The organism is Leptotrichia sp. SK-5 (genome assembly GCF_055387215.1).
In genome coordinates, this window is sequence record NZ_AP028931.1 from 1,892,623 (window position 1) to 1,917,837 (window position 25,215).

Sequence of the window (25,215 nt, forward strand, 5' to 3'; positions counted from 1 at the left end):
TGCTAAAACTCACCTAAAATATTATAACAAAAAAGACTGGATTTTTCCAGTCTAATTTGTAGCACATTTTTTTTAAATATTATACAAAGTCTCCCTTAGGGATTTTACACGTTTATTATAGCATATTTTATAAAAATGTCAATTCCCCTAAATTTTTTAACTTATAATTTCTTCTTTTTAATATAATTTGCAATATTCTTTCCAAGCAATTTTTCATATTTTTTCCAAAAATCTGCTAAAATTTTTTTTTCATTTTTATCTAATTTTTCTAAAATTATTACTTCCCCTTTCCCACTTTTAATCTTATACTTTTCAGAATCTATAAACTCTGCCACTTCCTCGTTCCAAAGTTCCAAAAATACCTTTCCTGAAACCTCGCTAAACTGGATAAATTCATCTTCATAAACATAAATTTCCTCTTGACTTTTTACTTCTATACATCCTAAAAAATGCGTAAAAAATGCACCGCAATCTATTCCCTTTATTCTATCAGTTTTTTTAGAAATTCTTCCATTTATATTAGGCGTATGACCAAAATATATGTTTTTACCTTTGTATTCTTCAAGTTCTACATTTTCCATAAGCCAAAACTCTTCTCTGGTCCAAAGCACTGTTTCCTTTTCTTGCTTTTCCAAAACCTTATTCAAATCAAGCCCTGCATGTACAAATATATTTTCATTCCCAGAAATTATCAAAGGGCAGTTTTTAAGCCATTTTACAAGCCATTCTATTTCTTCCAAAAAATTCTCTTCATGCCAATCTTTCATATCCTTATTTTCAAAATATTTAGAATTTCTAAAAACAGAATATTCTGTTTCATATCTAATTGGATAATCATTTTCTAAGTCCTCCAGAAGCATATCCTCATGATTTCCCAAAATAAACTTTAAGTTATACCCAAGTTTTATCATTTTCATACATTTCATATAAATTTCATAAGACTTTTTACCTCTGTCACAAATATCTCCTATAATCACAAGTAAATCTTCTCTTTTTAATTTAATTTTATCCAGCATTTTCAAAAACAAATCATATTGTCCATGAATATCTGACATTACAAAAATTCGATTATAATCATTCTCATCTATTTTTTCTATCTTAATCTTGTTCGTCTTAATTTCACTTTCCATAAAAATCACTCTTTTTCTTTTAATAAAATCCATATATTTATTCTTTAAATTTTTCAAATAAATTATTTTAATTATTAGGACAAACCTTTACTGCAAGATAAGTATTTAAGGCTATATTTATATTTTAAAAGGCTCCAAATCCATTCATTTCCATAAATCTAAACAATAAATCATTCATTAATTTTTCATTTTTATGTTCATCATAAGGCAGTGTAAACTCTCCATCTCTATTTGTCCATAATCTGTCATAATAATCCAAAATATCTTTAGAAATTTTTTGATCATAAGCTGACATAATTTTTATTTCATTTTCCAAATTGAAATTACGCATATTTCTTCTTGTAAAGTTTGTTGAACCGCCGTAAGTTATCAAATAATCACTTTTCAAAATAGAAAGCATTTTTACGTGGTACATTTCCTCTCCTTTGTTGTAAAACTTGATATTTATGTCATAATTATGCTTTCTTGCATATTTCATTAATTCTCCAGCAGCTGCTTTATTTGGGAGTCCTGCATTTGAATTGTTCAAAATTATCTCAAATTTTACCCCACGCCGTGCAGCTTTCCTTATATCGTTAATTATTCCTCTGTCTGCAAGGAAAAACTGGGCAATAATGACTTTTTCCCCAAACTGTGTATTTTTTAATTCTTGGGAAATATCTTTAGCTGTTGCTCCATTCGTAAAATATTGTAATTTTAGCTTGTCATTTGATGAAAATGGAATTTTACTAAAATCCTTATCTGGCAGTTTTTGTTTTAAGCTTCCATCTTTTTTAGTAATTTTTGCAGCCGGCTTTTCTCCTTCGTAAATTTCCTTAATAATTGGCGATGAAAACTTAAATGCCACATTTGAGTGCTTTGAACCTTCTGCATGTGGATTTGCCGATGTCAACATTGCTGTAGTTTCATTCATAATAAGTTTTCTGTGATTAGCTTTGGCATTTAATGCTCTTAAAATGCTTCGGATTGTAACTTTGTCAGTACCTTCGTAAATTGGATTTTTAGTTTTTCCACGATTTTTTGGATTTCCAAAAGGCTGTATAAAAAGACGCCATGGAGCCGAATAAACAAGCATTGGATCTCTTAATTTTGTTAAATCCACATATCCGATTTTTACACCTGCCTGCTCCAGCTTTTTATGAGTTTTGTTGTCAAATGCCCCATAAAAAGTGTTACTTTCATCGAGTATCAAGTATATTTCCACATTCGGATCTTTTTCCCTTTTTTCGAGTATTTTCTGTGCAAACTCCTCTGCAATCGGCAAAGGCTGCAACTTTTCCTTAACACCTTTTCCTAAAAAATCATTAAATACAAAAATATCCATTAGAAAAAAATCCTCTGCCTTATCCAGAATATCATAGGCCTGCTCCCAAATCTGCCTTTCATAATGGGTTTCTCCATCTTTTTTATACGTCAGATCATAATAAAAATCGACATTATCTGCATTATAAACTTCACTTTTCATTGTAAGCCCTTCTGAAAGTGACGTACATGAAACTGTTCCCAATAGTAAAAATATAAATATCAAAATATTTTTCTTATTCACACTAATTCTCCTTTTTTACAAAAAATACTTAAAAATTAAATTTATAGTAAAATTGCTTTAAAAACGAACTCAAAAGTTATGATTATTTTACTTAAACTCTAAATTTATATAGTTTTTAATAGTTTAATTTTAAATCTTATATTTAATTATACCAATATTTATAAAATTTTTCTACCTTAAATTAAAATAAAAAGAAAGGCTACCTATATGGCAGCCTCTCTCTAAGTTTAAGCTATTTCCTTTCCTTCAAACATTATTAAATCTAAAGTTTATACTCTGTATTAGTACAATACTTTCAATCCTAATCCTGCTTTGAAGTTATGTCCTTTTGTTTCATATCCTGTGTTTACCAAGAATCCTAATCTTCCATTATCCAATCCTAAGTTTAGATGTGACTTGAAGTTTCCTTTCTTGTCTTCTTTATCTCCTTTGATTGTATAATAGTCTGTCCATGCTCCTACAATTCTTGCTTCATTTTCTACACTGTTTACTTTTCCAATTTCATTTTCATAAGTAAATCCTAATGTAGCTGTGAAGTTTGTATTCTTGAACACTGGTTGAGTGTATTTGAAGTCAATTCCTACATTTGGTTTTACTGAAATGTAGTCATCGCTCTTAACATTCAATGCCATATCTCCAACTTCGTGGATTCCTGAGAATCTTCCGTATTCAGCTTTAATTCCTACACTTGGAACAATGCTAAATCCATCATTTATTACAAATGCTTTTTCAAGTCCAATGTTTGCTCCTGCACCATAAGAATAGTAATTAGCTTTTGCTCTAAATTCTTGATCAATTACCCAGAATCTACGTTTAGTATCGTTTCTACCGATGAATCCGTCTCCACCTATGTTAAGTCTAAGAGTTCCATTTTCATCAAGTGGTATTTGTTTGAATGCTCCAACTTTAGCCATTGCTTGATTTTCGTATGATTTAGATAAATCTTTGAATGTGAAGTAGTTGTTTACAACCCCTGCATACCATCCAGAAGATTGACCAAGTCTTACAGTTTCATCTTCGTGAACATAAACAAATCCTCCTGCATTACTGAACCAATCAGGCATTCCAGCTGTATCAGTTTTAAATTCATTTCTTTGTCCAAAAGCTTTGAACTTGTTAGAATCTTTAGAACCATTAGATTCTCCTCTAAGTCCATTTATTTCTCCACCAAGAATATCAGATGTTGCTTTAATTCTTTGTTGAACTCCACCATAAATGTGTCCTCTCATTTGGTCAAATGCTTGAGCTAGGATATGTCCTTCTCCATTACCTAAAGTATTAAGTTTATTAAAGATAACTTTTTCAGGGCTTCCTGGTCTTGCAATTTCATAAATGTTATCCAAGTTATTAGTGAAGTTTATAAGTGATTTATCATCATCAAATGCAAATGAGTGGTAAGGTACTTTACTCATGTACACTTCTGATAATTGATTATCATCAGATATTTTTGCTAATACTTGCCAAGTTAAGCTTGCTGATAATGGATTAATTCTTGCTCCACCTGGTAATTTATTCAACGCATCGTTAAATGGTTTCAAGATATTACTCTTAGCAACAAGATTTCCATTTTCGTCATATTTATCTCCAATTCTAATTGCTTTAGAGTTTGTATAAAGTGTTGCTTCTGTTCCGAAGTACAAGTCAACTTTTCCTAATTTACGTAAGTTTTCAATACCATTGATTGGGTTAGTATATCTAACTCCTGATGTATCAACATACATTCCGATACTTGTAACTTCTGACATTTGCTCTCTGTTATGGTGAGGCCAAGCTGGGTTACCCCATTCATCTTTCGTATTAAGATCAATTATTCTTGTTCCACCAGTTTGAATACTACTTGTTACAGTTATATTCTTAGCAAAATCTCCAGGGTTTGCAGCATCACTTTCAACATTGAAGATTGGAGTATCAATACCATCAACACTTATCTTAGTTAACGGTACGATGTCTGGAGCAGTTATAGTTGTTCCAACTCCTGTTGTCTTAGGATTTCCTGCTGTACCTTCTTCAATTGAAGATTCAGTTCCTCCATATAAGTCAGTTCCACCTTTTCCGTTAGTTTGTCCTGCAGTTTTAGCTGCTGCAGTTAAGTATCTTGGATCTGTTGATGAAAGAACTTCTGTAGGATTTCCGTTTGCATCAACAAGGAATCTTGAACCATCAGTTACAATTCCATAAGAACCTGTTCCAGTTACATTAATTGTTCCGTAGTTCTTAATGTATCCTCCGTTAATTGCAACTACCCCTTTCAAGTTTTGAGCATTACCAGTAATTGTTCCGTGGTTTTCTCCGATTGCTCCTCTGTCAAGGTACATACCGATTGAACTTTCACCTTCAAGGTTAATTGTTCCATAGTTAAGTGCTTTAGATCCAGTACCAGTTGCGAACATTCCGATACCTTCTTTTTCCTTAACATTGATTATTCCTCTATTTACAACGTATCCTTCTTCTTGTGTTCTGTCAAATGTTCCGTCAGTTTTATAAACATTACGTCCTGCGGCCATCGCTGCTGAATATCTCATGTTGATTGTATCTGACATACCAGTTGTAATTGTTCCGTAGTTAGTTGAAGCTACTCCAGTGTTACTTGAGAATACCCCAACGTTTCCGAATCCTAAGCTATCATTATTTTGATTATCAACATCATATTTAGATCTTAGGTCAATTGTTCCATAGTTGTCTATTGCCCCTTTTGTATAGTAAGCTGTATTGTAATCTCCATCCATTGTTACGTTAGCATAAGATTTTCCTGTTGATGCAGTATCTAATGAGTAGTAATATACAGCATTTCCTTGTTCGTAAACTTCTTCTGGAACTTTAGGGTTTGTAGGTTTTGTTGATTTAACATGTCCACCTGCATTGTTATTTGTAGAGTATGCCAATCTAATTGTTGGTTGATCTGTAGCCGAACCAATTGTTACATTTGTTGGAGCTCCTCCGTTTTTCTCAGCCATTACAATACCGTATGAGAATCTGTCGATATCCATATCAGCACTTACATTAATGTTTCTTGCAGTATTTGTTCTAGTTTGATTACTGTCAATGTAAACCCCGATTACTGAATCTCTTTCTCTTGGAGTATCTAATGCTGATAATAAGTTATTAGGGTTAGCATATTGAGTTTGTCTATTAATTGGGTATGCTCCTGGTGTAGTTGATACTCCTGATGTTGTTTGAACATGTCCCATTACAGTGTCATTTCCTACTAAAATCTTAGTTTGTTGGATATTTACATTTCCATCTCCTGAATAGATTCCGTAGTTATTTTTGTTAACTGTAATTTGAGATTTACTTCCATCAGCTTTAGCACCTGTATTTACGTTATATCCATAAATAGCCCAGCTTCCTATATTCTTATCATTTGTAGAATCTCCAATTGTAATATCTCCATGGTTTGTAATAGTTGTATAAGTTCCACCAGCATTACCATTAGCAGCGTTTGCAAAGATACCGATATTAGCTTTCTTCATATCTTCAGAAGTAATCTTGTTAGCTTGTTCATTCAATGAATCATTAAGTTTAATGTTACCATAGTTTACAAATGTACCTTTATTAACTACAGCTCCATAAGCTCTTATATTAGTAACAGATGATTTATCTTCTTCAATGTTACCTCTGTTAGTTACAGTGTCTCCAGCATCATTAGTGTTTACTAAGATACCAGCGATACCTTTATAAGTTCCACGATTAGCTGTTGGTGTAGCAGCTTTAGATTCTGTTAATTCATAAGCTAGGTCAACTGCTGTATCATTTACGTTAGTAAATTTAATATCTAAATCATTTGATGCATTTGTTATACCAGATTTCTTACCAGTAAATGCCATTGCAAATCCATTTTTATTGCTAGCTCCACTATAATTGTATTGGAATGTTTTTTGGTGATTTGCACCTGTTGCAACATGAGTATCATCTACTCCCCATAATCCAACACCATTATCTTGAGTTTCAACTGTAAATTTATCATTAGTTAAATTAATTTTAGCAGCTTCTGCATAGATACCTATACCATTTTTACCAGTTAGAATATCATTTTTACCCATATCCAGAGTAAGTGAACCTATTTTTGTATTTGTTGCTTTATTTCCAAATGTAAATGCTCCATCACTTGCTCCTGTCAAGTTAATAGTTCCACCTGCTTGTGTTTCATTTGTATAGTTTTGAGTTTTGTTTACTAATGCAATACCAATTCCACGTGCATTGGTATCTGTAATATTTGAATTTCTTATATCAATACCAGTTGTTCCAGCTTTGCTATTTGTATAATCAATAACTACATTAGTTTTTGCAGCATCATTTCTATTTTCTGCATAAATACCAGTTGCTTGATCTCCTTCAACAAAAATCTTAGCATCTTCGTGTGTAATCTTAATAGAGTTATCTACACCTGTATGATTAAGTAAATTAGCATAATTATATCCTACATATCCGTCAGAAATACCTACAATACCATAGTTTTCTCCACCATAGCTTGTATCGTCTCCTCTACCACCATTAGTTCCTAATGTTGGTGAATTAGTAGTAGGTTTTACATATTTACCAGTTACTGTTATTTCACTGCCTTTCAAGTTTTTCAGTTCACTTCCGTCAGTACCAACAATGGCATTTCCGTGATCAACTCTAACGTATCCTTTAGTTGTTCCGTCACCATTTTGAATAGTTCCAAAGTTTACAAGAAGTCCTGTTATAGAATTAGTTTTAGAACCTCCCCAAATGTCAACTTTTCCTAAGTTTGTAAATCCTGACTCATCTTTTCTTGTTTTTCTCCAAGTTGGATTAGGGTTATCTGTTCTATCCCATCTGCTTAATGAGTTACCAACAGTAAATCCTACATTATTAAGTTGATAATTAGTAGTTCTACTAGCTCCAAAAATATCTCTATTAGCAGCATCTCCAGTGATTTCTGCCTCATTAGTTACTTTTTCACTTTCCATTTTTATGTGATTGAAAGCATCATTTTTAGGATTTGTTACTCCAGTTGGTTTTGTTGTTTCAATATCTTCTATATTAACATTTTCAGATATTTTTAAAGCACCATTAATTAAAGTAGTATCAAGTTTATGGTTAGCAGTATTGTTAATTTTCATACCACCAGCATAAGCACCAATTCCACTTAAGAAGTTTTCACTACCTGTTACCGCTCCAGTTCCACTTCCTCCAGCTTTATCAGATGTCCAGTTAATAGTATCTTTTGCTTGGTTAACAATTCCCATTATAATATTATCAGATAGAATATCAGTAGTTACTTGTCCCATACCTTTATATTTTGCAGCTTTCCATTGGTCTGAGCTATCTGTTATTTCTTTGTGATAATCTGAAATCGCATATCCTTTATTATTTTCATATCTATTACCATAAACGTTACCATTTAATAAAATACCATCATACATATTAATTTTAGTAGCTTTGTTGAATGTAATAGAAGCTGAATCATTTGAAACAGAACCTGTAACATTTCCATTTCCCCATCTTTTTACATAGAATGGTGATATTAAATCATGATCGTTATCAAAACGTCCTATATCATCATTTGTAATATTACCTCTACCAAATCTTGTACCGCTTGCATCAGTGATACTAGATCCAACATTATTTTGGTGAGTAATATCTCCATTAAATTCTATTGTACCGTTATTTTCTGCCCAAAGAGCTCCTCTTGAACCACTTACTACATTTACAGAGGCTTCTTTACCAGATTCTGCTGAGTAAGTAACTTTAGAGTTATTACCATATGCATAAGCTGCCATACCATAAATTAATGATTGATTTGAACTAGTAGCATCTTCTATTGTACTTCCAGCTTTTGCTGCATTTTCTATAAGAACTTGTCCACCATTAAGGGCAGCTCCTCCAATGTTACTATAAGTAGCAGCTTGCTGGGCAGCTGTAAGTCCTGCATACGTTGTAGCATCTTTCAAAGCAACATGATCTGCCGCAGTTATATTACCATTAATTTTAACTGTAGAAGCTGCTGATCTGTTTTTACCAGTTGCTACACCATCAGCTAAAGCAATTATAGAATGATATCCTCCTGCTCTTGTATCTTTTGCAGTTCCCTGTCCTTGTGTTATTAATCCACCATCCTGAGTATAGAAAACTACTCCATTTTTAGATACCATGTCTACATTAGATTTAAAGTTAATTGTAGATGAAGATGTTGGATCAACTGCCGTAATACCTCCGCCTAAATATCCTCCAGTAGCATATCCAATTACAGATTTTTCAGAAGTAGCCCCTAATTTTACATCGTATCCTCTATGTACTCCATTTTTACCTGTAATCCATTCTGCACCATCTGTAATTATACCATTATTAGTTGTTGCTGCTTGTGCTACATCTACTTGTGTTGCATTATTTGCATAAACTAAAGTGGAATTAGTTGAATTTGAACCTAGTCCTACATTAAGAACAGTTACATTAACTGCTTTTGTCATATTACCAGCATCTGCTGCTGTTGCGTGAGAATTATATGCACTGTTTGGTACAGCTCCTTGAGCATTTCCAGCGAAAATTGCTATATTGTTTGTAGTAACAGGCATAGTACCTCCACCTATAGCACCTTGTATTTTGACATCACCTGGGAAATATGTACTTCGTCTTAATCCTACAATTACGTTATTAACTCCTCCTACCTGTACATCAGATAACCAAAGTTTTGAATTTGTAGCATCACGTACAATATTACGAGCATCATAAACTATATTGTTATTTCCATTAACATGAATTCTTCCATAATTATTTGGTCCTGTTCCCCAAGCTACAACATCATCACCAAAAGCACTTGCTGAAGCTGCTTTGTTTCCATTTATTATTTCTAACTTAGTAATATGGCTGTTTAATTTAAATACAGAGTTATTACTTCCTGTAAATGTTAAATCAGCGTTTCCTTTTATACTTACATTTACAGTAGGAGCCCAATCACGAGCTTGTATATTAAATCCTATATCATTATTATGTCCTTCAATATAACTTCCATTCTCAAATGTTAAAGTTTTATCTCCTCCACTAGTAGAAATTACATATGCCGCATTTCCACTAGTTGCTCCATTTTTTAACCAAACACGTGTAGCATTCATCTTAGCAGTTACTGCAGCACTTCCACCAGACAATGCACCGATAAATGCAAATGATCCTCCTGGATGGCTATCTCCTATATGTGCATTAGTATAGTTTATATCTATACTTGAAGGTGCATAAATTAATGTTTCTCTATACCCACCTGTTCCTGTGTAAGTAGATCCATATGCATTAAAATAAGTACTGTACCAAGTAGACCAGTTACTAGCATGTTGATTATCTATTATTTGTCTAACTGCTCTTTGTCTTGCATCAGCCTCACTTACTGTACTAGAAACTGATCCTCCTCCAGGAAGTCCTGATATTGTCCAAGTATGAGTTCCTCCTGGTATAGTATGAACTACTGAAAAATTATTATAACTATGTCCAGTACCATATATATTTTCATCGTGATTAGCACTATCAATATAGTGATTATAAGCATTATTTCTAGTTGTAGTATCACCTACACCAGAGTTAATTCCCCAAGACCACCAAGAAGGCCACCAGCTACGATTTCTAGCATAAATATAATCATAACCAATCGTTCCATTGCTTCCATAAACAGAATTATTCCAGTATTGTCCAGGTGTATAATAAGGTGTAGTAGCAGTAGATCCTGGAGCAATGCTTGATGTTGTAGCATCATTTAAGTTCTCATACTGTACACTTGAACTCCAAGAAGTATGTGGATTCCACCAATTACTAGTTCCTTTAACATCATTTAAATCTGTTGTATTACTAGTATAGTCACGTCCATTCCACATTGTAGCCATAGAACCCCATCCAGAACCTCCTATCTTAGAAATAGTTGCTGTTACATTAGGTTCATTACGATAATCTGCTGTTCCGTCATTCTTGTATTTATATGATACTGTATTGCTATCCCATCCATTATATGACTTATAGTCATCACTTGAAAAAGTATAATCAGGTTTTAATGGTGCTCCCGTACTATTAGTTACAACTCCAAAATTTCCCCAAGATGTTTTAGCTGCTCCTCCAAGTGTAGGTGTTGTTGGTGTTCTATTATCACTAAAAGAATAAGTTGTTGTAGTTGTTGAAACTGGAGTGCTTACATAAATAACTGGATTATAACTTACCGCATTTGGTGTGTTAATATTATCTATTTTTTCAGGAACATAATTCTTATAAGGCTCATGCACATTAGCCGGATTGATAGTTAATGAATTTGGCTCTTGGTTACGAGGTATGTTTAAGTTAGTAGCCCCGTATAAATGTTTGCTTGCGTCAAATACATATTTAGTCAAATCATTATCTCTTCTGTAATATTCTAGGAATTTACCTCCACGTCCTCTGTAAGTAGTTCCCCAGTCGTTATTAGTATATCCTGTACCAAATTGGAATGATGCCCATGGACTTTTAATTACTTGTTCTCCTTGTTGCAACAACATTGCAAGTTCTCTTTCGGCACCTTTTAAAGATTGCTCATTTTCTTTTCTAGCACGTATGAAAGACTGTCTAAGATCAGTAATGGCATCATATGTTTGCGCTGTTACTTCCTGTTGTTCTGTAACCACATCAGCAACAAGCGTTCTAGGCACAAATGTAAGAAGCCCAGTAACAAGGAAAGTGATTAACAGGCTGTCAGAATAGTGTACATCTTTACATCTTTTTACAAATGATCGCAAATCTTTAGCAATCTGTCGTAAGTTATTACTCATATCTTCCTCCTTAAAATTATGAAAATAGTCAAAAAGTGACTATTAAGCAGTATAATGTTTCATTCTGTACCAAAAAAGTAAGTACTAGAATAGTCAATAATAAAAAACAAAAGATTAAAAACATGATTTTGAAACAAATAATAAGCTCAGAAAAATAATTAAAATATAGTATACAAAAGGTAAAACGTTCCTTAGAGCATTTATAAGTGATTTTTTTTGTAGAAATAATTAATCTTTTGTTAAAATTGGTAAGTGAGTGATAGTGATTTCAACAAATAAAAAATTAACTATTTTTTTATTTTTAAAATTATAATACTTATAATACTAGATATAAACTAAACTTTTAACTTGTCAAGAAGATGGTTAATTACCATATTAGTTTATATACAATATTTTAAGTTCAAATAATTTTTTAGATTAACGAATTAATTAGCAAAAAGCAATATTCAATTCGCTTATAGCCCTTTCTTACCTTTTAATTTCGACAAGAAATTTTTGTAAAATTAAATTTTATATTTTCTAAATTAATAACACATACAATTATTCCATAAAAATTTATATATCAAAAGCAACATAATACATATTCATAAGAAAAACTTATTTTAATATCATGTTGGCTTATCTCCTTTTCTTTATTTGTATAGTTATCGTTAAAAAATGATAAATTTTTACTATTTGAAAAAATAAAAAATTTCTTAATCTCAAAAGTTATTTCTTTTTTTAATTTTTTTCTAATTTTATTAAATTGTTCATTAAATCAATGTTTTTGACACAACGGATACAATAGCTCAACTTTACAAAACTTACTATTCCTCAAGATTTTCCTTTTTTTTATTTATAAAATTATTAAATCCGTATCATTTTACAAAGACTATTGAAACAATCTTAGTATACCCTATAAAAAAAAATATGTCAAGTTTTTTTGATAAAAAAGGCAGAGTAAAAAATATAGGGGCAAATAAATTTAATTAAATTTCAAATTAACAAAAAAGAGGAAACCAGTTACAATATAATCCCTAAATCCTATCGAAAGGTGGTTCCCTCTATGATTAGAATATCAAATTTTTCTTCACTTGTAAAGACTTTTTTTAAAAATATTTTTTCTTTCAGACTTCCGTTTGAGCAGCAGTTTAAGCTGTTTGTCTCGAAGGCCTTTGAAACGCTGTTTAGAGTTTATGTCAAAAGAGTTGATGATTACTTCTTTCATTCTAACGAAAGAAAAAATAAGTTTAAAAGCAAAGGATTTGTTAAAAGAACTGTTACCACTGCCTTCGGGGATGTAACTTTTGAACGTCGAAAATATGTAGACAAGAAAACAGGCATTCACTATTACATTGATGAGAAAATTGGACTTAAGCGGTATAGACGGCTTTCTGAGGAGATGATTTTTACTATACTTTTTGAATATCAGCATACTACAGCTTCATTTCTTGCAAAAACTTACGGTGTTTCAAGGGCTACCGTGTATAATCTTGTCAATTCTTTTCAAATGCCAAAACTTGATATTGAAAGATTTGAAAGAGACAACAATTCGCCAGTATATATGGAGATTGATGAAGACCATATGAAGTGTAGAAGAAGTAAAAATACATATATGAGGATGGTTGTAATACATCGTGGAATTGAGGAAATCTGCACAGACAGGAACAAACTCATTGACAAGCACACAATAATGTTTCCTACATCCGTATCGCTTGAGGAAGTGTCGGAGTATGTACTTAACTATCTTGAAAAAAGATACAATATGGACAAAAAGAAACTAATTGTGAACTCTGATGGAGGAATATGGATAGACAGCTTTGTAAGAGAACTTGGAATTTACAAGCCAATACACATCTATGACAAGTTCCATTTAGTAAAAGCCATAGCTGAAATTTCTAAAAGGGACAAGGAAATATCAAAAAATCTTTACAGGTGGTTTGAGAAAGATAACTTTGCAGAACTTGAGAATTTTTATGAAAATTTCAAGGAAAAGGAGAATGTAAGCCAGAGAAGAAAAGACCAGATGAAGATGCTGTTTAATCAGTATGAGAAGATAAGAAGAATATATACGGAGGAGGACTACATAGGCTCAAGGACGGAAGCCCTAGTATCCCACGAATGCTCAAGATTTCTATCAAGCAGGCCAAAAGCATTTTCAAGAAGAAAGATAAAAGCAAGAGCGTTATACCACACTTTCTTTGCAAACTATGGAAAAGATAGGGAAAAGGCGTATGAATTGTACTTTAGCGGCAAAAGAATGGGTTCACTAGAAAAGGTAATAGAGATGGAATGCTTGCCAGAAATTGTTAATGAAACAGGAAAAAGCACAAATATGCCATATTTGAGAGGAGGAGAATGTCCGATTAGGGAAGTTTTGAAAGAAATATCACAAAGTAAAATATTTTAAAAAAAGCAGTCAAAAAAGATTTGTTGTGGTATTTAATGACTGCCCCTATATTTTTTACTCTGTCTGATAAAAAACACATTTTGAAAAGCAAAATTAATTAAATACTAATTTCTTTGTGTTTTCATATTAATTATAAAATATTATTTTTTTAAAAAAGATTAAAAAAATAAAAAATAAGTAAAATGAAAAAATTAAACAAATTTTAACAGAATTATTTTTAAATAAATTCTATATATAAAAAAAACTTATAAAATATCAAAATTCTATAAGTTTCAAAAATTATTTTTTAATTGTTACACAGTTATTTATTTAACAACTTGCCATTTATTGTCGCTACCTTTTTTAAATTTAACTGTTGAAGTAGCTAAGTTAATCTTTTTCGTTTTTGTTAGATAATCATACTGTAATTTTATATATTTATCAATATTAATTTCTATTTCATCTTTTGAATTATCAACTTTTTCAACATATTTACTAGCATTATCTCCTAAATACTTATTTAAAGCTTTTTCATCATACCCTTTTATCAAAAATACAACTTCACCTTCATTTCCATTTTCATTTACTTTGTAAACAGATACATCGAACTGCTCAATAAGCATTGTATTTGAATCTTCCCATTGTTTTTTTAATGTCGCATTATTTTTTTTAGCAACATATTTATCAACATCAGGGTTTATAGATTTTAACATCTGTCTTGAACCATAATTTGAAATTTCTTGCAAAACTTTTGCATAGTCTTCTGCTGCTGTTTTTAATGAATCATATTTTTTTACTTCTACAGACTCTTTTGAGGGTGCTGCATTTGCCACAGCTGGTACAGCTATTAATTGTCCCACAACCATTAATCCCATTAACATTTTTCTTACTTTTGTAAATTTTATCATTTTTCTTCTTCCTCCAATTTCTTTCTATTAAACTATATTTAAAAATCAAAATTATAGCAAAAACGCTCTAAAATCAAACTTTAGTCTCAAAAAATTTTTTTATACTTTCTTTTTTTACATAAAAAAATTCGTTTATGGACCTTTCTTCAAAAGATTTATAGTCTTTTTTTAATTCCTGCACAGCTAATTTTAAAATCTCTCCTTTTCTAACTCTTTGAGCAATTCCATAAAATGTACGCTCCAAAAAATCAATATTTTTGTAATTTGACATTACTTTCTCACTGTTAATCCATTTGAAAGTTCCAACAAAATTTTTTGGAAAAACTTTTTGATTTTCAGATACATTATACAATATTTTCTTTTCAATATTATTAATATTTTCATTGAATAATCTATTAAAATTTTGGGATAAAAAATGATCAATAAACATATCTGCCACAATTCCTTTAAAAATCCCAAATTTTTCTGTAAGCAAATCATTCAGAAAATTCTCATTCCTATCAGAAATGCCGTCTATTATCCTATGTAAGACAATTCCTTCTTTCAATTCATCAGAAAGATCTATTTTATCAACTAACCCTTTGTAAAAATCTCCGGTAAAATTTCCATACAGCGTTTTTTTATTTTCCTTTTCATCAATTTCCAACGAAATCAGCGAATGTGCTAAAAAATTCATAATATTTTCTCTTTCCCACTTTACTTTTAAAACTAAACCAGATTAAACCATAAAAATTAAAGAAATTTAGAATTTTCCCTATTTTTTTATAATTTCAAAAATAATTTAATCTAGTAATTTCCGTTCTAAAAAATTCCATTAATTATTTCTCATCCAGTTCATCAGCAAATCTGAATCCTTGATCTTCCAAGTCCTGTTTTGATGTATTATAGAAATTTTCGTAAATTCTTGCAATCATTTCCTTGTATGAAGGTAATTGTGGTGTACCATTTTCTTCACGCCATTCTATCGTGTCTTTTTCGTGAAATTCCACTCCTTCTTCCACTTTTTTTGCATTATAAGTATCTTCAAATACAAATGTATCTAACGGAACTCTTGGTTTTACTCTCGTTAATTGTCTTTCCACAGGCACTCCGATAGTAGTCCCAACAATTGGAAATACATATTCTGGAAGTTCCAGCATTTTTATAAATTCCTTTGTTGCTTTTCTTATTGCCCCAATTACAGTAGTTCCGTATCCAAGTGCATGAGCCGCAGTTTGCAATGCATTTACCATTATTCCAGCATCTATTGCACCAACTAGCACTCCATCTGCAGATTTTGGTCCAATATTTCTCTTTCCAACAGAATTTGCAGCATAAACTCCACGATGAAAGTCAACTAAGACAAATACAAAAGCACCAGCCTCTGCAATATGTTTCTGTCCTCCGCAAAGTTCTGCAATTTTTTCCAATTTTTCCTTATCTTTTATGATAATTAAAGAAGTCTGCTGTCCATTAACTGAATTTGCCGCCCTTTAAGCAGTCGCAAGTATTGTTTGTAAATCTTCTTCCTTTATTTTTTCTCCTGTAAATTCCCTTACAGAACGTCTATTTTGCAATTGTTTTATTACTTCATTCATTCAACTCACATCCTTTTTTCCAATTTATGTAATTAATGTTATCATATTATATTTGTATTGTCAATTATGCGAACTTTTTTCATTTACAGAAGCTAGGGACTTCTCGTCAGATATTATTAAAACATATCTCTAATTAAGCCAGAATCAAACTGATAAAAATCAAAAAAATCATCATAAAGCTGTTTTACTATAACCATTTTTTGTGGTATAATTTGTTAATTAAAAATTATAAAAAAGAAAGAAATATTAAAATGCAAAAAAATAAAATAATAACTAACCAAACCTGCGGAAAACTCTATATAGCTGGAGAATATTCCATTCTAACAGCTGGACAAAGTGCAATCATAAAAAACATAAATATTTTTATGACTTCAAAAATAAATTTTGCTGATAAATATACAATTTTTTCAGATATGTTTGATTATGCCATAACTCTTGAAAAAACTGCTTTCGATAAAAAAACTTCACAAATTTTTGATAAAAATTATTCACTAATCTGTGAAGCAATATCCGTTATGAATGAATATTTAAAATTACAAAATTTGGAAATTAAGCCTTTTAATCTAGAAATTAATGGAAAAATGGAAATAGATAACAAAAAACTAGGAATTGGCTCGAGCGGAAGTGTTGTCGTTTTAACAATAAAATCCATTTTAAGCCTCTACAATCTGCAAGTTTCAAAGGAAATACTTTTCAAGCTGTCTTCCTATGTGCTGCTAAAACGTGGAGATAACGGCTCTATGGGCGATATAGCCTGCATTTCCTACGGAAACTTAATTTTTTATAAATCTTTCGACAGAAAAAAAATTTGTGAATTAATAAAAAATGAAACTCTAGAAAATGTTCTAAAAATTAACTGGAATTACGAAATTTCCGAACTTCACTTTAACAAAAACAATTTAAATTGTAATTTTTTAGTTGGCTGGACAAAGGAACCTGCTATTTCTAGCAATTTAATAAACATTGTAAAAAGTTCCATTGATGAAAACTTTTTAAAAAATGTAGAACATATCGTACAAGATTTGAGAATTGCCATAAAAAATAGTGATAAGCCAATGATAAAAAAATGTATTAATGAAAATGGAAAATTGCTTAAAAACTTAAATGAAAGTATCTACAGCCAAAAATTGAGAAAATTAGTAAATTCTGCGAAAAAACTGGATATTTGTGCCAAAAGTAGCGGTGCTGGCGGTGGAGATTGCGGAATTGCACTTTCTTTTGATGGAAATGATACAAAAATTATTATCGACAGATGGGAACAATATGGGATTGAATTGCTGTATGCTGAAAAATTATAAAAAATAGGAGAAATATGAAAAATAGAAAAGATGATCATATCAAGTACGCATTGGAACACGAAAGTGACTATAACAGCTTTGACGATGTTGAACTTATTCACAGTTCCATTCCAAAATATAATCTGGATGAAATTGATTTATCAACTCATTTTGCAAGCCACGATTTTGAATTTCCATTTTTTATTAACGCAATTACAGGCGGAAGTGAAAATGCGAAAAAGATTAATCAAAAACTGGCAAAAGTTGCAAATGAATGCAATTTGCTGTTCGTAACAGGCTCATATAGCGCCGCTCTAAAAAATTCTGATGATGATTCATTTAAGATTGTAAAAAAGGAAAATCCAGATTTACAGCTTGCCACAAATATTGGGATTGATAAAAATTACACAGCTGGAATTGCCGCTATAAAGGCTCTAAATCCATTATTTTTACAAGTTCATGTAAATCTGATGCAGGAATTAATTATGCCAGAAGGCAGCCGAAATTTTAACGAATGGGAAAACAATTTAAAAGAATTCGTCCAAAATATAGAAATTCCTATTATTTTAAAAGAAGTTGGATTTGGAATGACAGAAGATACTATAAAGCAGGGAATTAAGCTGGGAATAAAAACTTTTGACATAAGTGGGCGTGGTGGCACAAGTTTTGCCTTTATTGAAAATATGCGACGTAAAAATAGCCTTGATTACCTTAATAACTGGGGACAAACTACTGTTTCCTGCCTTTTAAACTTAAAAGATTATACTGACAAAGTGGAAATTATCGCAAGTGGCGGTGTAAGAAATCCGCTGGATATGATAAAATGCCTTGTTTTGGGAGCAAAGGCTGTTGGTCTTTCCAGAACGATTTTAGAGTTAGCTGTAAAATATGATGTTGAAAACATAATCAAAATTGTGGAAAACTGGAAAACTGAATGCAAAATGATAATGTGTGCCTTAAATGCAAAAAATATTAAAGAATTGCAAAATACAAAGTATGTTTTGTACGGAAAAACATTGGAATTTTCTATGCAAAAACTTTAACAAACCTGCTGATAACTTAACTGTATATCAAAAAATGATTTTAAGCGAATATAAATCAAAGAAAGAGAGTTAATTAATGAAAAAAAAAATTATAGTTTATGATTTTGACAAGACAATCTACGATGGAGAAACTGGTGTTAATTTTTCCACATTTTATTTAAAAAAATATCCACTAAAATCTATTTTATTTTTGATAAAATATTCAAAGGATTTACTTTTTTACCTAATAAAAATAATAAATCTAACTACTTTGAAAGAAAGATATTTTGAATTTTTAGAAAGCCATTCAAAAGAAGAAATTGAAAAATTAGTTGCAGATTTCTGGGAAACTAAAAAGCATAAAATTTATCCGTGGATAAAAGACGAGCTGGAAAAAAACAAAAAAGAATGCGAAATGGTTATTGTATCTTCTGCAAGTCCATTATTCCTAATAGAAAAATTTTTATTGTCACTTGGCTATGACAAGGTCTTTGGTACAAATTTTGTAAACGATAACAAGGAAACTTTCATTGCTAAAATTGATGGTGAAAATAATAAAGGCGATGAAAAAGTAAAGAAATTGAACGAATGGGCAAAACAAAATGATTTTGAGTACGAAATCACAGAATTTTATTCTGATAGCTTGGCAGACAAGCCACTTTATGATATTTCCAAAAAAACATACTGGATTAAAAATGGAGTTAAACTGGAGGGAATGCCACCTCGAAAAACATTATTTGATAAATTATTTTGGAAATAATATTTTTCTACTAAACACCATTAAAAAAATAGCAATAAAATTCTAGAATAATTGATTTGATCCTTATTAAAAAAATCCAAATCTAATTTTTAAGTATCCACATAAGGGATTTTTATTTGGGGTTTGAAAAACTGCTTGTTATTAATAGATATTTTTTCATAATTTCATGTTTTTTCTTTTTATATAAGCAAGGGAAATCAATCGCCATTTCCCTTGCAACCCTGGCTTGTCTAAGCATTTTTTGAAATATTCCCAAATTTTATTTGGGAAAGTAGTCAAAACATTTATTATTTGGATAAAACTGAATTACTACGAAAACGAAACTCGCTAACGCTCACTTTCGCAAATAGATAATTAGAACAACTCTATAAAATATGTCTGCTATAAAGGTTCTAGCGAAAGAAACACATAAATGTGTTTAGTCGTTTTCATTCCCAAAAAATCACGACATTCTATATTAAATTATAAAAATTATTATATTTAAATTTTAGGTTTTTACATTTGGAAAATATTAAATAAGCAAAATTTCGTTAAAGGAAAAATAACTGTCTGAGCGTAGTTTTTACGAAGCGAGTTTTATTTTTTCTTTATAAGAAAGTTTTGCGTAAAGCGAGGTTGTAAGGGCATGGCGTCTGATGCCCTTACTTAAAAAAAACATATAAATAAAATTACAAAAGTCTTTAAGGTGGATACTTAATGATTAATTTTAATTAAAGAAATTTTATAATTACATAGGTTATAAACAACACAATCTTATAAAAAAAATCTTTAATTCCATGAATTTTCTGATTTCTACTATTTAAATGGGAAATAGTATTAAATGAAGATAAATCTCAAGTATTATTTAAAATATAAAAAGGGAACTGTTCTAATTCTACCAGAACTAGACATAATTCCCTATTTTTATTTCATTCCTAAATTTTATCCAAAAAATTAAACTGTCAACAATTCTTTTTCTTTTTTACTCAAGGCATCATCAACTTGTGCGATAAATTTATCAGTTGATTTTTGTACTTTTTCTTCGCTTGATTTCAATTCATCTTCTGTGATTTCACTATCTTTTTCAAGTTTTCTTAGTTTATTGTTTACTTCTTTTCTCACGTTTCTAATTGCTACTTTTCCTTCTTCAGCTTCTTTTTTTACCATTTTTACATATTCTTTTCTACGGTCTTCTGTAAGTTCTGGTACTACAAGTCTGATGATTTTCCCATCATTTGACGGATTAAATCCTAAGTTTGCCTGTAAAATCGTTTTTTCAATTGCTGGAATTAATGATTTGTCCCAAGGATCAATTACCAATAATCTAGCTTCTGGAGCTGAAACTGTTCCAACTTGATTAAGTGGGGTAGCAGAACCATAAGCTTCCACAGTTACTCCATCAAGCATAGAAACGCTCGCACGCCCAGCTCTTACATGAGAAAATTTTGTTTTTGTATTTTCTACAGATTTTTGCATTTTTTCTTCAGCTTCTTTTAAAATTGCTTCTAACATTTTTACCACCTTTTTATTTTTTATTAAAATATTTTATATCAAATTATATTTTCTGTCAATTATTTTTTTACAGTTGTTCCTATATTATCGCCTTGAGCCATTTTTAATATATTTCCTTCTTCCAAAGCGTTAAACACCACAATCGGCATATGATTTTCTCTACATAATGAAAGTGCCGCTGTATCCATTACTCCAAGATTTTTTGAAATAGCTTCATCAAAAGTTACTGTCTCGTATCTTACAGCGTCATCAAATTTCATCGGATCTTTATTATAAATTCCATCAACTTTTGTACCTTTCGCAAGTACATCTGCCTGGATTTCCACAGCTCTCAATGCTCCCGAAGAATCTGTTGTAAAATAAGGATTGCTTGTTCCACCTGCAAAAATAACAACTCTTCCTTTTTCCAGATGTCTTATTGCTTTACGTCTAATATAAAGTTCGGCTACTTGCGGCATTTGAAGTGCTGTCATAACTCTCGTTGGTACTCCTATGCTTTCAATTGCATTTTGCAATGCAAGTCCATTCATAATTGTTGCAAGCATTCCCATCGTATCTCCAGTCACTCTGTCAAAGCCTTTTTCCATCCCGCTTATCCCACGGAAAATATTTCCACCGCCGATAACAATAGCAATTTGTACACCTTTTTCATGTACATCCTTTATCTGTTTTGCAAAACTTTCAAGCACTTCATTTGAAAAACCAAATTCCTTATTCCCTGCAAGCGCCTCTCCACTTAGTTTTAATAATATTCTTTTATATTTAAGCATTATAGGAACCTCCATAATTTTTTATAAATTAAATAAATATGCTTTGTCTAAAACAATTATTTAAAAATTTGCGAAAAAATAAGGGGATTCATTCCCCTTATAGTAAAACTAATTTCCAGAAATTTGTGCAGCTACTTCAGCAGCAAAATCTACTTCTTCTCTTTCGATTCCTTCTCCAACTTTAAATCTGTCAAATGAATTTATTGTACTTGGGGCAATAAATTGTTCGATAGTAACGCTGTCATCTCTAACATATTTTTGTTGCACTAAACAGTTTTCTTCGTAGAATTTTCTCATTTTTCCTTCTAATATTTTTTCAATAATATTAGCTGGTTTTCCTTCTGATTCTAACTGATGTCTTGCGATTTCTTTCTCTCTTTCCAAATCATCAGCTGTAACTTGTGATTTATCCAAATATTTTGGATCCATTGCTGCGATATGCATTGCAACACCTTTTGCTTTTTCGATATTTTCAGGAGTAGCTTCTCCATTAACATTTAATAATACACCGATTTTTCCACCTAAGTGAATATAAGTTTCGATGAATCCGTCAGTTGAAACAACTTTTAATCTTCTAATATTCATGTTTTCACCAATTTTAGCGATTAATTCTGTCAAATGAGTTTCAACAGTTTTTCCTTCAAGTTCAAATGCTTTTAATTCATCTTCACTTGTTAAATCATGGCTTAAAGTCAATGCCACCAATTTTTCTCCAAAAGATTTGAATTCATCGTTTTTAGCAACGAAGTCAGTTTCAGAGTTAAATTCCAAGATAGCACCTTTTTTTCTATCTTCAGAAATCGCTGCAAATACCAATCCTTCCGCTGCAACTCTTCCAGATTTTTTAGCTGCCTTAGCAATCCCTTTTTCTCTTAACCAGTCAATTGCTTTTTCAATATCTCCGTCATTTTCTTGTAAAGCTTTTTTACAGTCAAGCATTCCTGCTCCTGTTCTTTCTCTTAATTCTTTAATAAGTGCTGTTGTAATTGCCACTTTATTTCCCTCCTATATTTTTAATTTTTTTATTTATTTTACTTAATAATTAACTTATTATTCACAAAAATTATTTTGAAATATTTTTTAGCATATTTAAAATTTCTGGATTTTCGTTATCAAATTCTAAAAAGTCCTTCGCATATTTTTCTGCCATCTTATAATTTTTAGCACCATAATATTGGACTGCTAATCGGTATGTTGAATAGGCATTACCAACTAATGCCATCTGTTTATGCTCTCTAAGTTGTTTAAGTTTGTCATGTGTAAAACCAGCATCTGATAGTTGCTTTTCATATTTATCTGCTATGTTCATTTTTTCTTTTTTCTCTTTAGCAGTTAAATTTAATGATTTTAAAGAATCTTCATCACTGTATAATAAAACTAGTGAGTAAGCTCCTGTGTCATTATCTCCTAACTCAATTGCTTTTAAATAATACTTCTCTGCCTCTTTTGGATTACCTAATATATCATAATCAGTTCCTATCTCCTCATAAGCGTAAGCATCATTTGGATATTTTTCAACGTATTTTTTCAGTAATGCAATTAAATTTTTCTTGTCATTTTTTTCAGATAAAGCAATATATTTATTCTTAAATTCATTTTTTTCTTTTGAATACATATTCATAAGGTTTCCATCTACTACAGAATACTGATTATTTACATTTTTAGTATAATTTTGGGTACTTGCTGCTTTTTTTGTATTTTTCGCACCCAAAACGCTTAAACTTGCTACCAAAAACAATCCAATTAAAACTTTTTTCATAATTTCCACCTACTTTTTATTTTGCATTTTTGATTTTGAATTTATAAAACTCAATAATTCTTTTACTGCTCTAGTATTATCTGAATGTTTTCTTTTTTCAGCTTGCGCCAACGCCTTTTTAGCCCAGCTTTCCGCTTCTCTAAGATTTTCAGCATAATAATACCCAAGTGCTAAAAGGTATTGTGCCTGTGCATTTCCTTTTTGAGCAAGTGGTAAAAAGAATTTTTCTGCTTCTGAATATTTTTTCTGAGCAATATATGCTTCACTCAATATGTTCAAGTTTTGGACATCTTCCTTATCAAATTCCAAAAATTCTGTTGCATATTTTTCTGCAAGTTTATAATTTCCATAGTTACTATAAAAAGCTGCTAATCTTAATGTTGCATAAGCATTTCCCATTAATGCGCCATTTTTATCATCCCTAAGATCTCTAAGGCTGTAATGAGATTTAAATCCTTCATTTTCTAATTCTTTGATGTATTTTTCACCAAGTTCAATTTTTTGCTTGTCTTTATTTAAATCTTCATCAATATACAAAAGAGCCAATGAATATTTACCAGTATCAGTATCACCAAGCTCTATAGCCTTTAAATAATATTTTTCTGATTCCTTAAAATTATCCATTGCCATGTATGTTGTACCTAAAGTTTCGTAACCAAAAGCATCATCTGGATATTTTTCAATATATTTTTTGAATAGTTCGGCTAAACTTTTATAATCTTTTTTATTCACATAAGCTATCGACTTATCTTTAAACTCTTTCTTTTCTTTTGAGTATATATTTTCATATTTAGGATTTATTTCATAATGAGCTTCTACATAAGTTATCTCATGATCTAAAAAATATTTTCCTTTTTTTACATCATTTGCTGTATCTAGAGTTTGATTTTTTGCACCTAAAACACCTAAACTTGCTACCAAAAACAATCCAATTAAAACTTTTTTCATAATTTTCACCATTCCCTTTATTTTTTATTTAATTCTTTTAATTTTGAATTTATTCGATTCAGCAATTCTTTCGCTGCTTCAATATCATCTGACTGTTTTCTTTCAGGTTTTTCCAGCGTCTTTTTAGCCCATTTTTCTGCTTCCTTAAGATTTCCAGCGTGATAATATCCAAGTGCTAAAAGATATTGTGCCTGCATCATTCCTTTTTGAGCGAGTGGTAAAAATAGTTTTTCTGATTCAGCATATTTTTTTTGTGCAATGTATGCGTTACTCAAAAACATTAAATTGTCTAAATTTTCTCTATCAAATTCTAAAAATTCTGTAGCATATTTTTCTGATATTTTATAATTTTCATAATTATCATAATAAGCTGCTAATCCAAATATCGCCTTAGCACTTCCTAGTAATGCCCCAGTTTTAGAACCTCTAAGAATTTCAAGGCTGTCATATGATTTGAATCCCTCTTTTTTCAGTTCTTCATAATATTTCTCAGCAAGTTTTGATTTTTCTTTATCATTATTTAACTCTTTCTTGCTATACAGAACAACTAAAGAAAATTTCGCTGTATCATTATCTCCCAGCTCCATAGCTTTTAAATAATTTTTTTCTGCTTCCTTAAAATTATTCGTTGCCATATACATTGTACCTAGAGCTTCATAGGCATAAGCATCGCTTGGATATTTCTCAATATATTTTTTTAGTAGCATAATAAAATTTTTATGATCATTCTTATCTTGGTAAATGTCCCACTTATCCTTAAATTCCTTTTTTTGTTTTGAAAATAGGTTTTCATACTTAGAATCCAATTCATAATGATACCATACATAATTTATATCATGCTCCATTGGAGATTTTTCTTTATTTATACCCAAAATACTTAAACTTGCTATTAAAAATAATCCCATTAAAACTTTTTTCATG

General features: G+C 30.7%; 16 protein-coding genes. 4 read left to right on the forward strand and 12 right to left on the reverse strand.

Features of this window, described 5'->3' with window-relative positions:
- Positions 1 to 161: 161 nt before the first annotated feature.
- From ACZ5B9_RS09520 to ACZ5B9_RS09530, 3 genes are all read right to left on the reverse strand, one after another.
- Positions 162 to 1,130: a metallophosphoesterase family protein gene (locus tag ACZ5B9_RS09520; protein WP_464422389.1), complete on the reverse strand. Its 969-nt coding sequence runs from the start codon at positions 1,128 to 1,130 to the stop codon at positions 162 to 164.
- A gap of 124 nt (positions 1,131 to 1,254) precedes the next feature.
- Positions 1,255 to 2,676: a phospholipase D-like domain-containing protein gene (locus ACZ5B9_RS09525; protein ID WP_464422390.1), complete on the reverse strand. Its 1,422-nt coding sequence runs from the start codon at positions 2,674 to 2,676 to the stop codon at positions 1,255 to 1,257.
- 281 nt (positions 2,677 to 2,957) lie between these two features.
- Positions 2,958 to 11,414 (reverse strand): autotransporter-associated N-terminal domain-containing protein, encoded by an 8,457-nt coding sequence (locus ACZ5B9_RS09530; RefSeq protein WP_464422391.1) that lies wholly within the window; start codon positions 11,412 to 11,414, stop codon positions 2,958 to 2,960.
- 1,045 nt (positions 11,415 to 12,459) lie between these two features.
- Here ACZ5B9_RS09530 and ACZ5B9_RS09535 point away from each other — a divergent pair.
- Entirely contained in the window at positions 12,460 to 13,803 is a 1,344-nt protein-coding gene (locus tag ACZ5B9_RS09535) for an ISLre2 family transposase (protein ID WP_464422392.1), read from the forward strand.
- A 305-nt stretch (positions 13,804 to 14,108) separates the two neighbouring features.
- Here ACZ5B9_RS09535 and ACZ5B9_RS09540 read toward each other — a convergent pair whose 3' ends face one another.
- From ACZ5B9_RS09540 to ACZ5B9_RS09550, 3 genes are all read right to left on the reverse strand, one after another.
- Positions 14,109 to 14,690, reverse strand: coding sequence for a hypothetical protein (locus ACZ5B9_RS09540; protein ID WP_464422393.1), 582 nt, complete (start codon positions 14,688 to 14,690; stop codon positions 14,109 to 14,111).
- A gap of 73 nt (positions 14,691 to 14,763) precedes the next feature.
- Positions 14,764 to 15,366: an ACP phosphodiesterase gene (locus ACZ5B9_RS09545; protein ID WP_464422394.1), complete on the reverse strand. Its 603-nt coding sequence runs from the start codon at positions 15,364 to 15,366 to the stop codon at positions 14,764 to 14,766.
- A 142-nt stretch (positions 15,367 to 15,508) separates the two neighbouring features.
- Complete coding sequence (locus ACZ5B9_RS09550) at positions 15,509 to 16,123, reverse strand: nitroreductase family protein (protein WP_464423952.1); 615 nt, start codon at positions 16,121 to 16,123, stop codon at positions 15,509 to 15,511.
- A gap of 395 nt (positions 16,124 to 16,518) precedes the next feature.
- On the opposite strand from ACZ5B9_RS09550, the gene ACZ5B9_RS09555 reads away from it, so the two are divergent.
- The 3 genes from ACZ5B9_RS09555 to ACZ5B9_RS09565 all read left to right on the forward strand — a co-directional run bounded on the left by ACZ5B9_RS09555 (position 16,519) and on the right by ACZ5B9_RS09565 (position 19,326).
- Complete coding sequence (locus ACZ5B9_RS09555) at positions 16,519 to 17,565, forward strand: phosphomevalonate kinase (RefSeq protein WP_464422395.1); 1,047 nt, start codon at positions 16,519 to 16,521, stop codon at positions 17,563 to 17,565.
- Positions 17,566 to 17,579: 14 nt separating this feature from the next.
- The gene (gene fni, locus ACZ5B9_RS09560; protein WP_464422396.1) at positions 17,580 to 18,587 is read left to right on the forward strand and encodes a type 2 isopentenyl-diphosphate Delta-isomerase; all 1,008 of its coding nucleotides are present in this window, start codon (positions 17,580 to 17,582) and stop codon (positions 18,585 to 18,587) included.
- Between the two features lie 76 nt (positions 18,588 to 18,663).
- A complete protein-coding gene (locus ACZ5B9_RS09565; RefSeq protein WP_464422397.1) occupies positions 18,664 to 19,326 on the forward strand; it encodes an HAD family hydrolase in 663 nt (220 codons plus the stop codon).
- Between the two features lie 933 nt (positions 19,327 to 20,259).
- Here ACZ5B9_RS09565 and frr read toward each other — a convergent pair.
- The 6 genes from frr to ACZ5B9_RS09595 all read right to left on the reverse strand — a co-directional run bounded on the left by frr (position 20,260) and on the right by ACZ5B9_RS09595 (position 25,214).
- On the reverse strand, positions 20,260 to 20,817 hold the full coding sequence (gene frr, locus ACZ5B9_RS09570; protein ID WP_036071947.1) for a ribosome recycling factor: 558 nt from the start codon (positions 20,815 to 20,817) through the stop codon (positions 20,260 to 20,262).
- Positions 20,818 to 20,876: 59 nt separating this feature from the next.
- Complete coding sequence (pyrH, locus tag ACZ5B9_RS09575) at positions 20,877 to 21,602, reverse strand: UMP kinase (protein WP_464422398.1); 726 nt, start codon at positions 21,600 to 21,602, stop codon at positions 20,877 to 20,879.
- A gap of 93 nt (positions 21,603 to 21,695) precedes the next feature.
- A complete protein-coding gene (gene tsf / locus ACZ5B9_RS09580; RefSeq protein WP_464423954.1) occupies positions 21,696 to 22,526 on the reverse strand; it encodes a translation elongation factor Ts in 831 nt (276 codons plus the stop codon).
- A gap of 124 nt (positions 22,527 to 22,650) precedes the next feature.
- Positions 22,651 to 23,346, reverse strand: coding sequence for a tetratricopeptide repeat protein (locus ACZ5B9_RS09585; RefSeq protein WP_464422399.1), 696 nt, complete (start codon positions 23,344 to 23,346; stop codon positions 22,651 to 22,653).
- A 9-nt stretch (positions 23,347 to 23,355) separates the two neighbouring features.
- Positions 23,356 to 24,294 carry a tetratricopeptide repeat protein gene (locus ACZ5B9_RS09590; protein ID WP_464422400.1) on the reverse strand — a complete coding sequence of 313 codons (939 nt, stop codon included), beginning with the start codon at positions 24,292 to 24,294 and terminating at the stop codon, positions 23,356 to 23,358.
- A 17-nt stretch (positions 24,295 to 24,311) separates the two neighbouring features.
- Complete coding sequence (locus ACZ5B9_RS09595) at positions 24,312 to 25,214, reverse strand: tetratricopeptide repeat protein (RefSeq protein ID WP_464422401.1); 903 nt, start codon at positions 25,212 to 25,214, stop codon at positions 24,312 to 24,314.
- Position 25,215 lies beyond the last annotated feature (1 nt).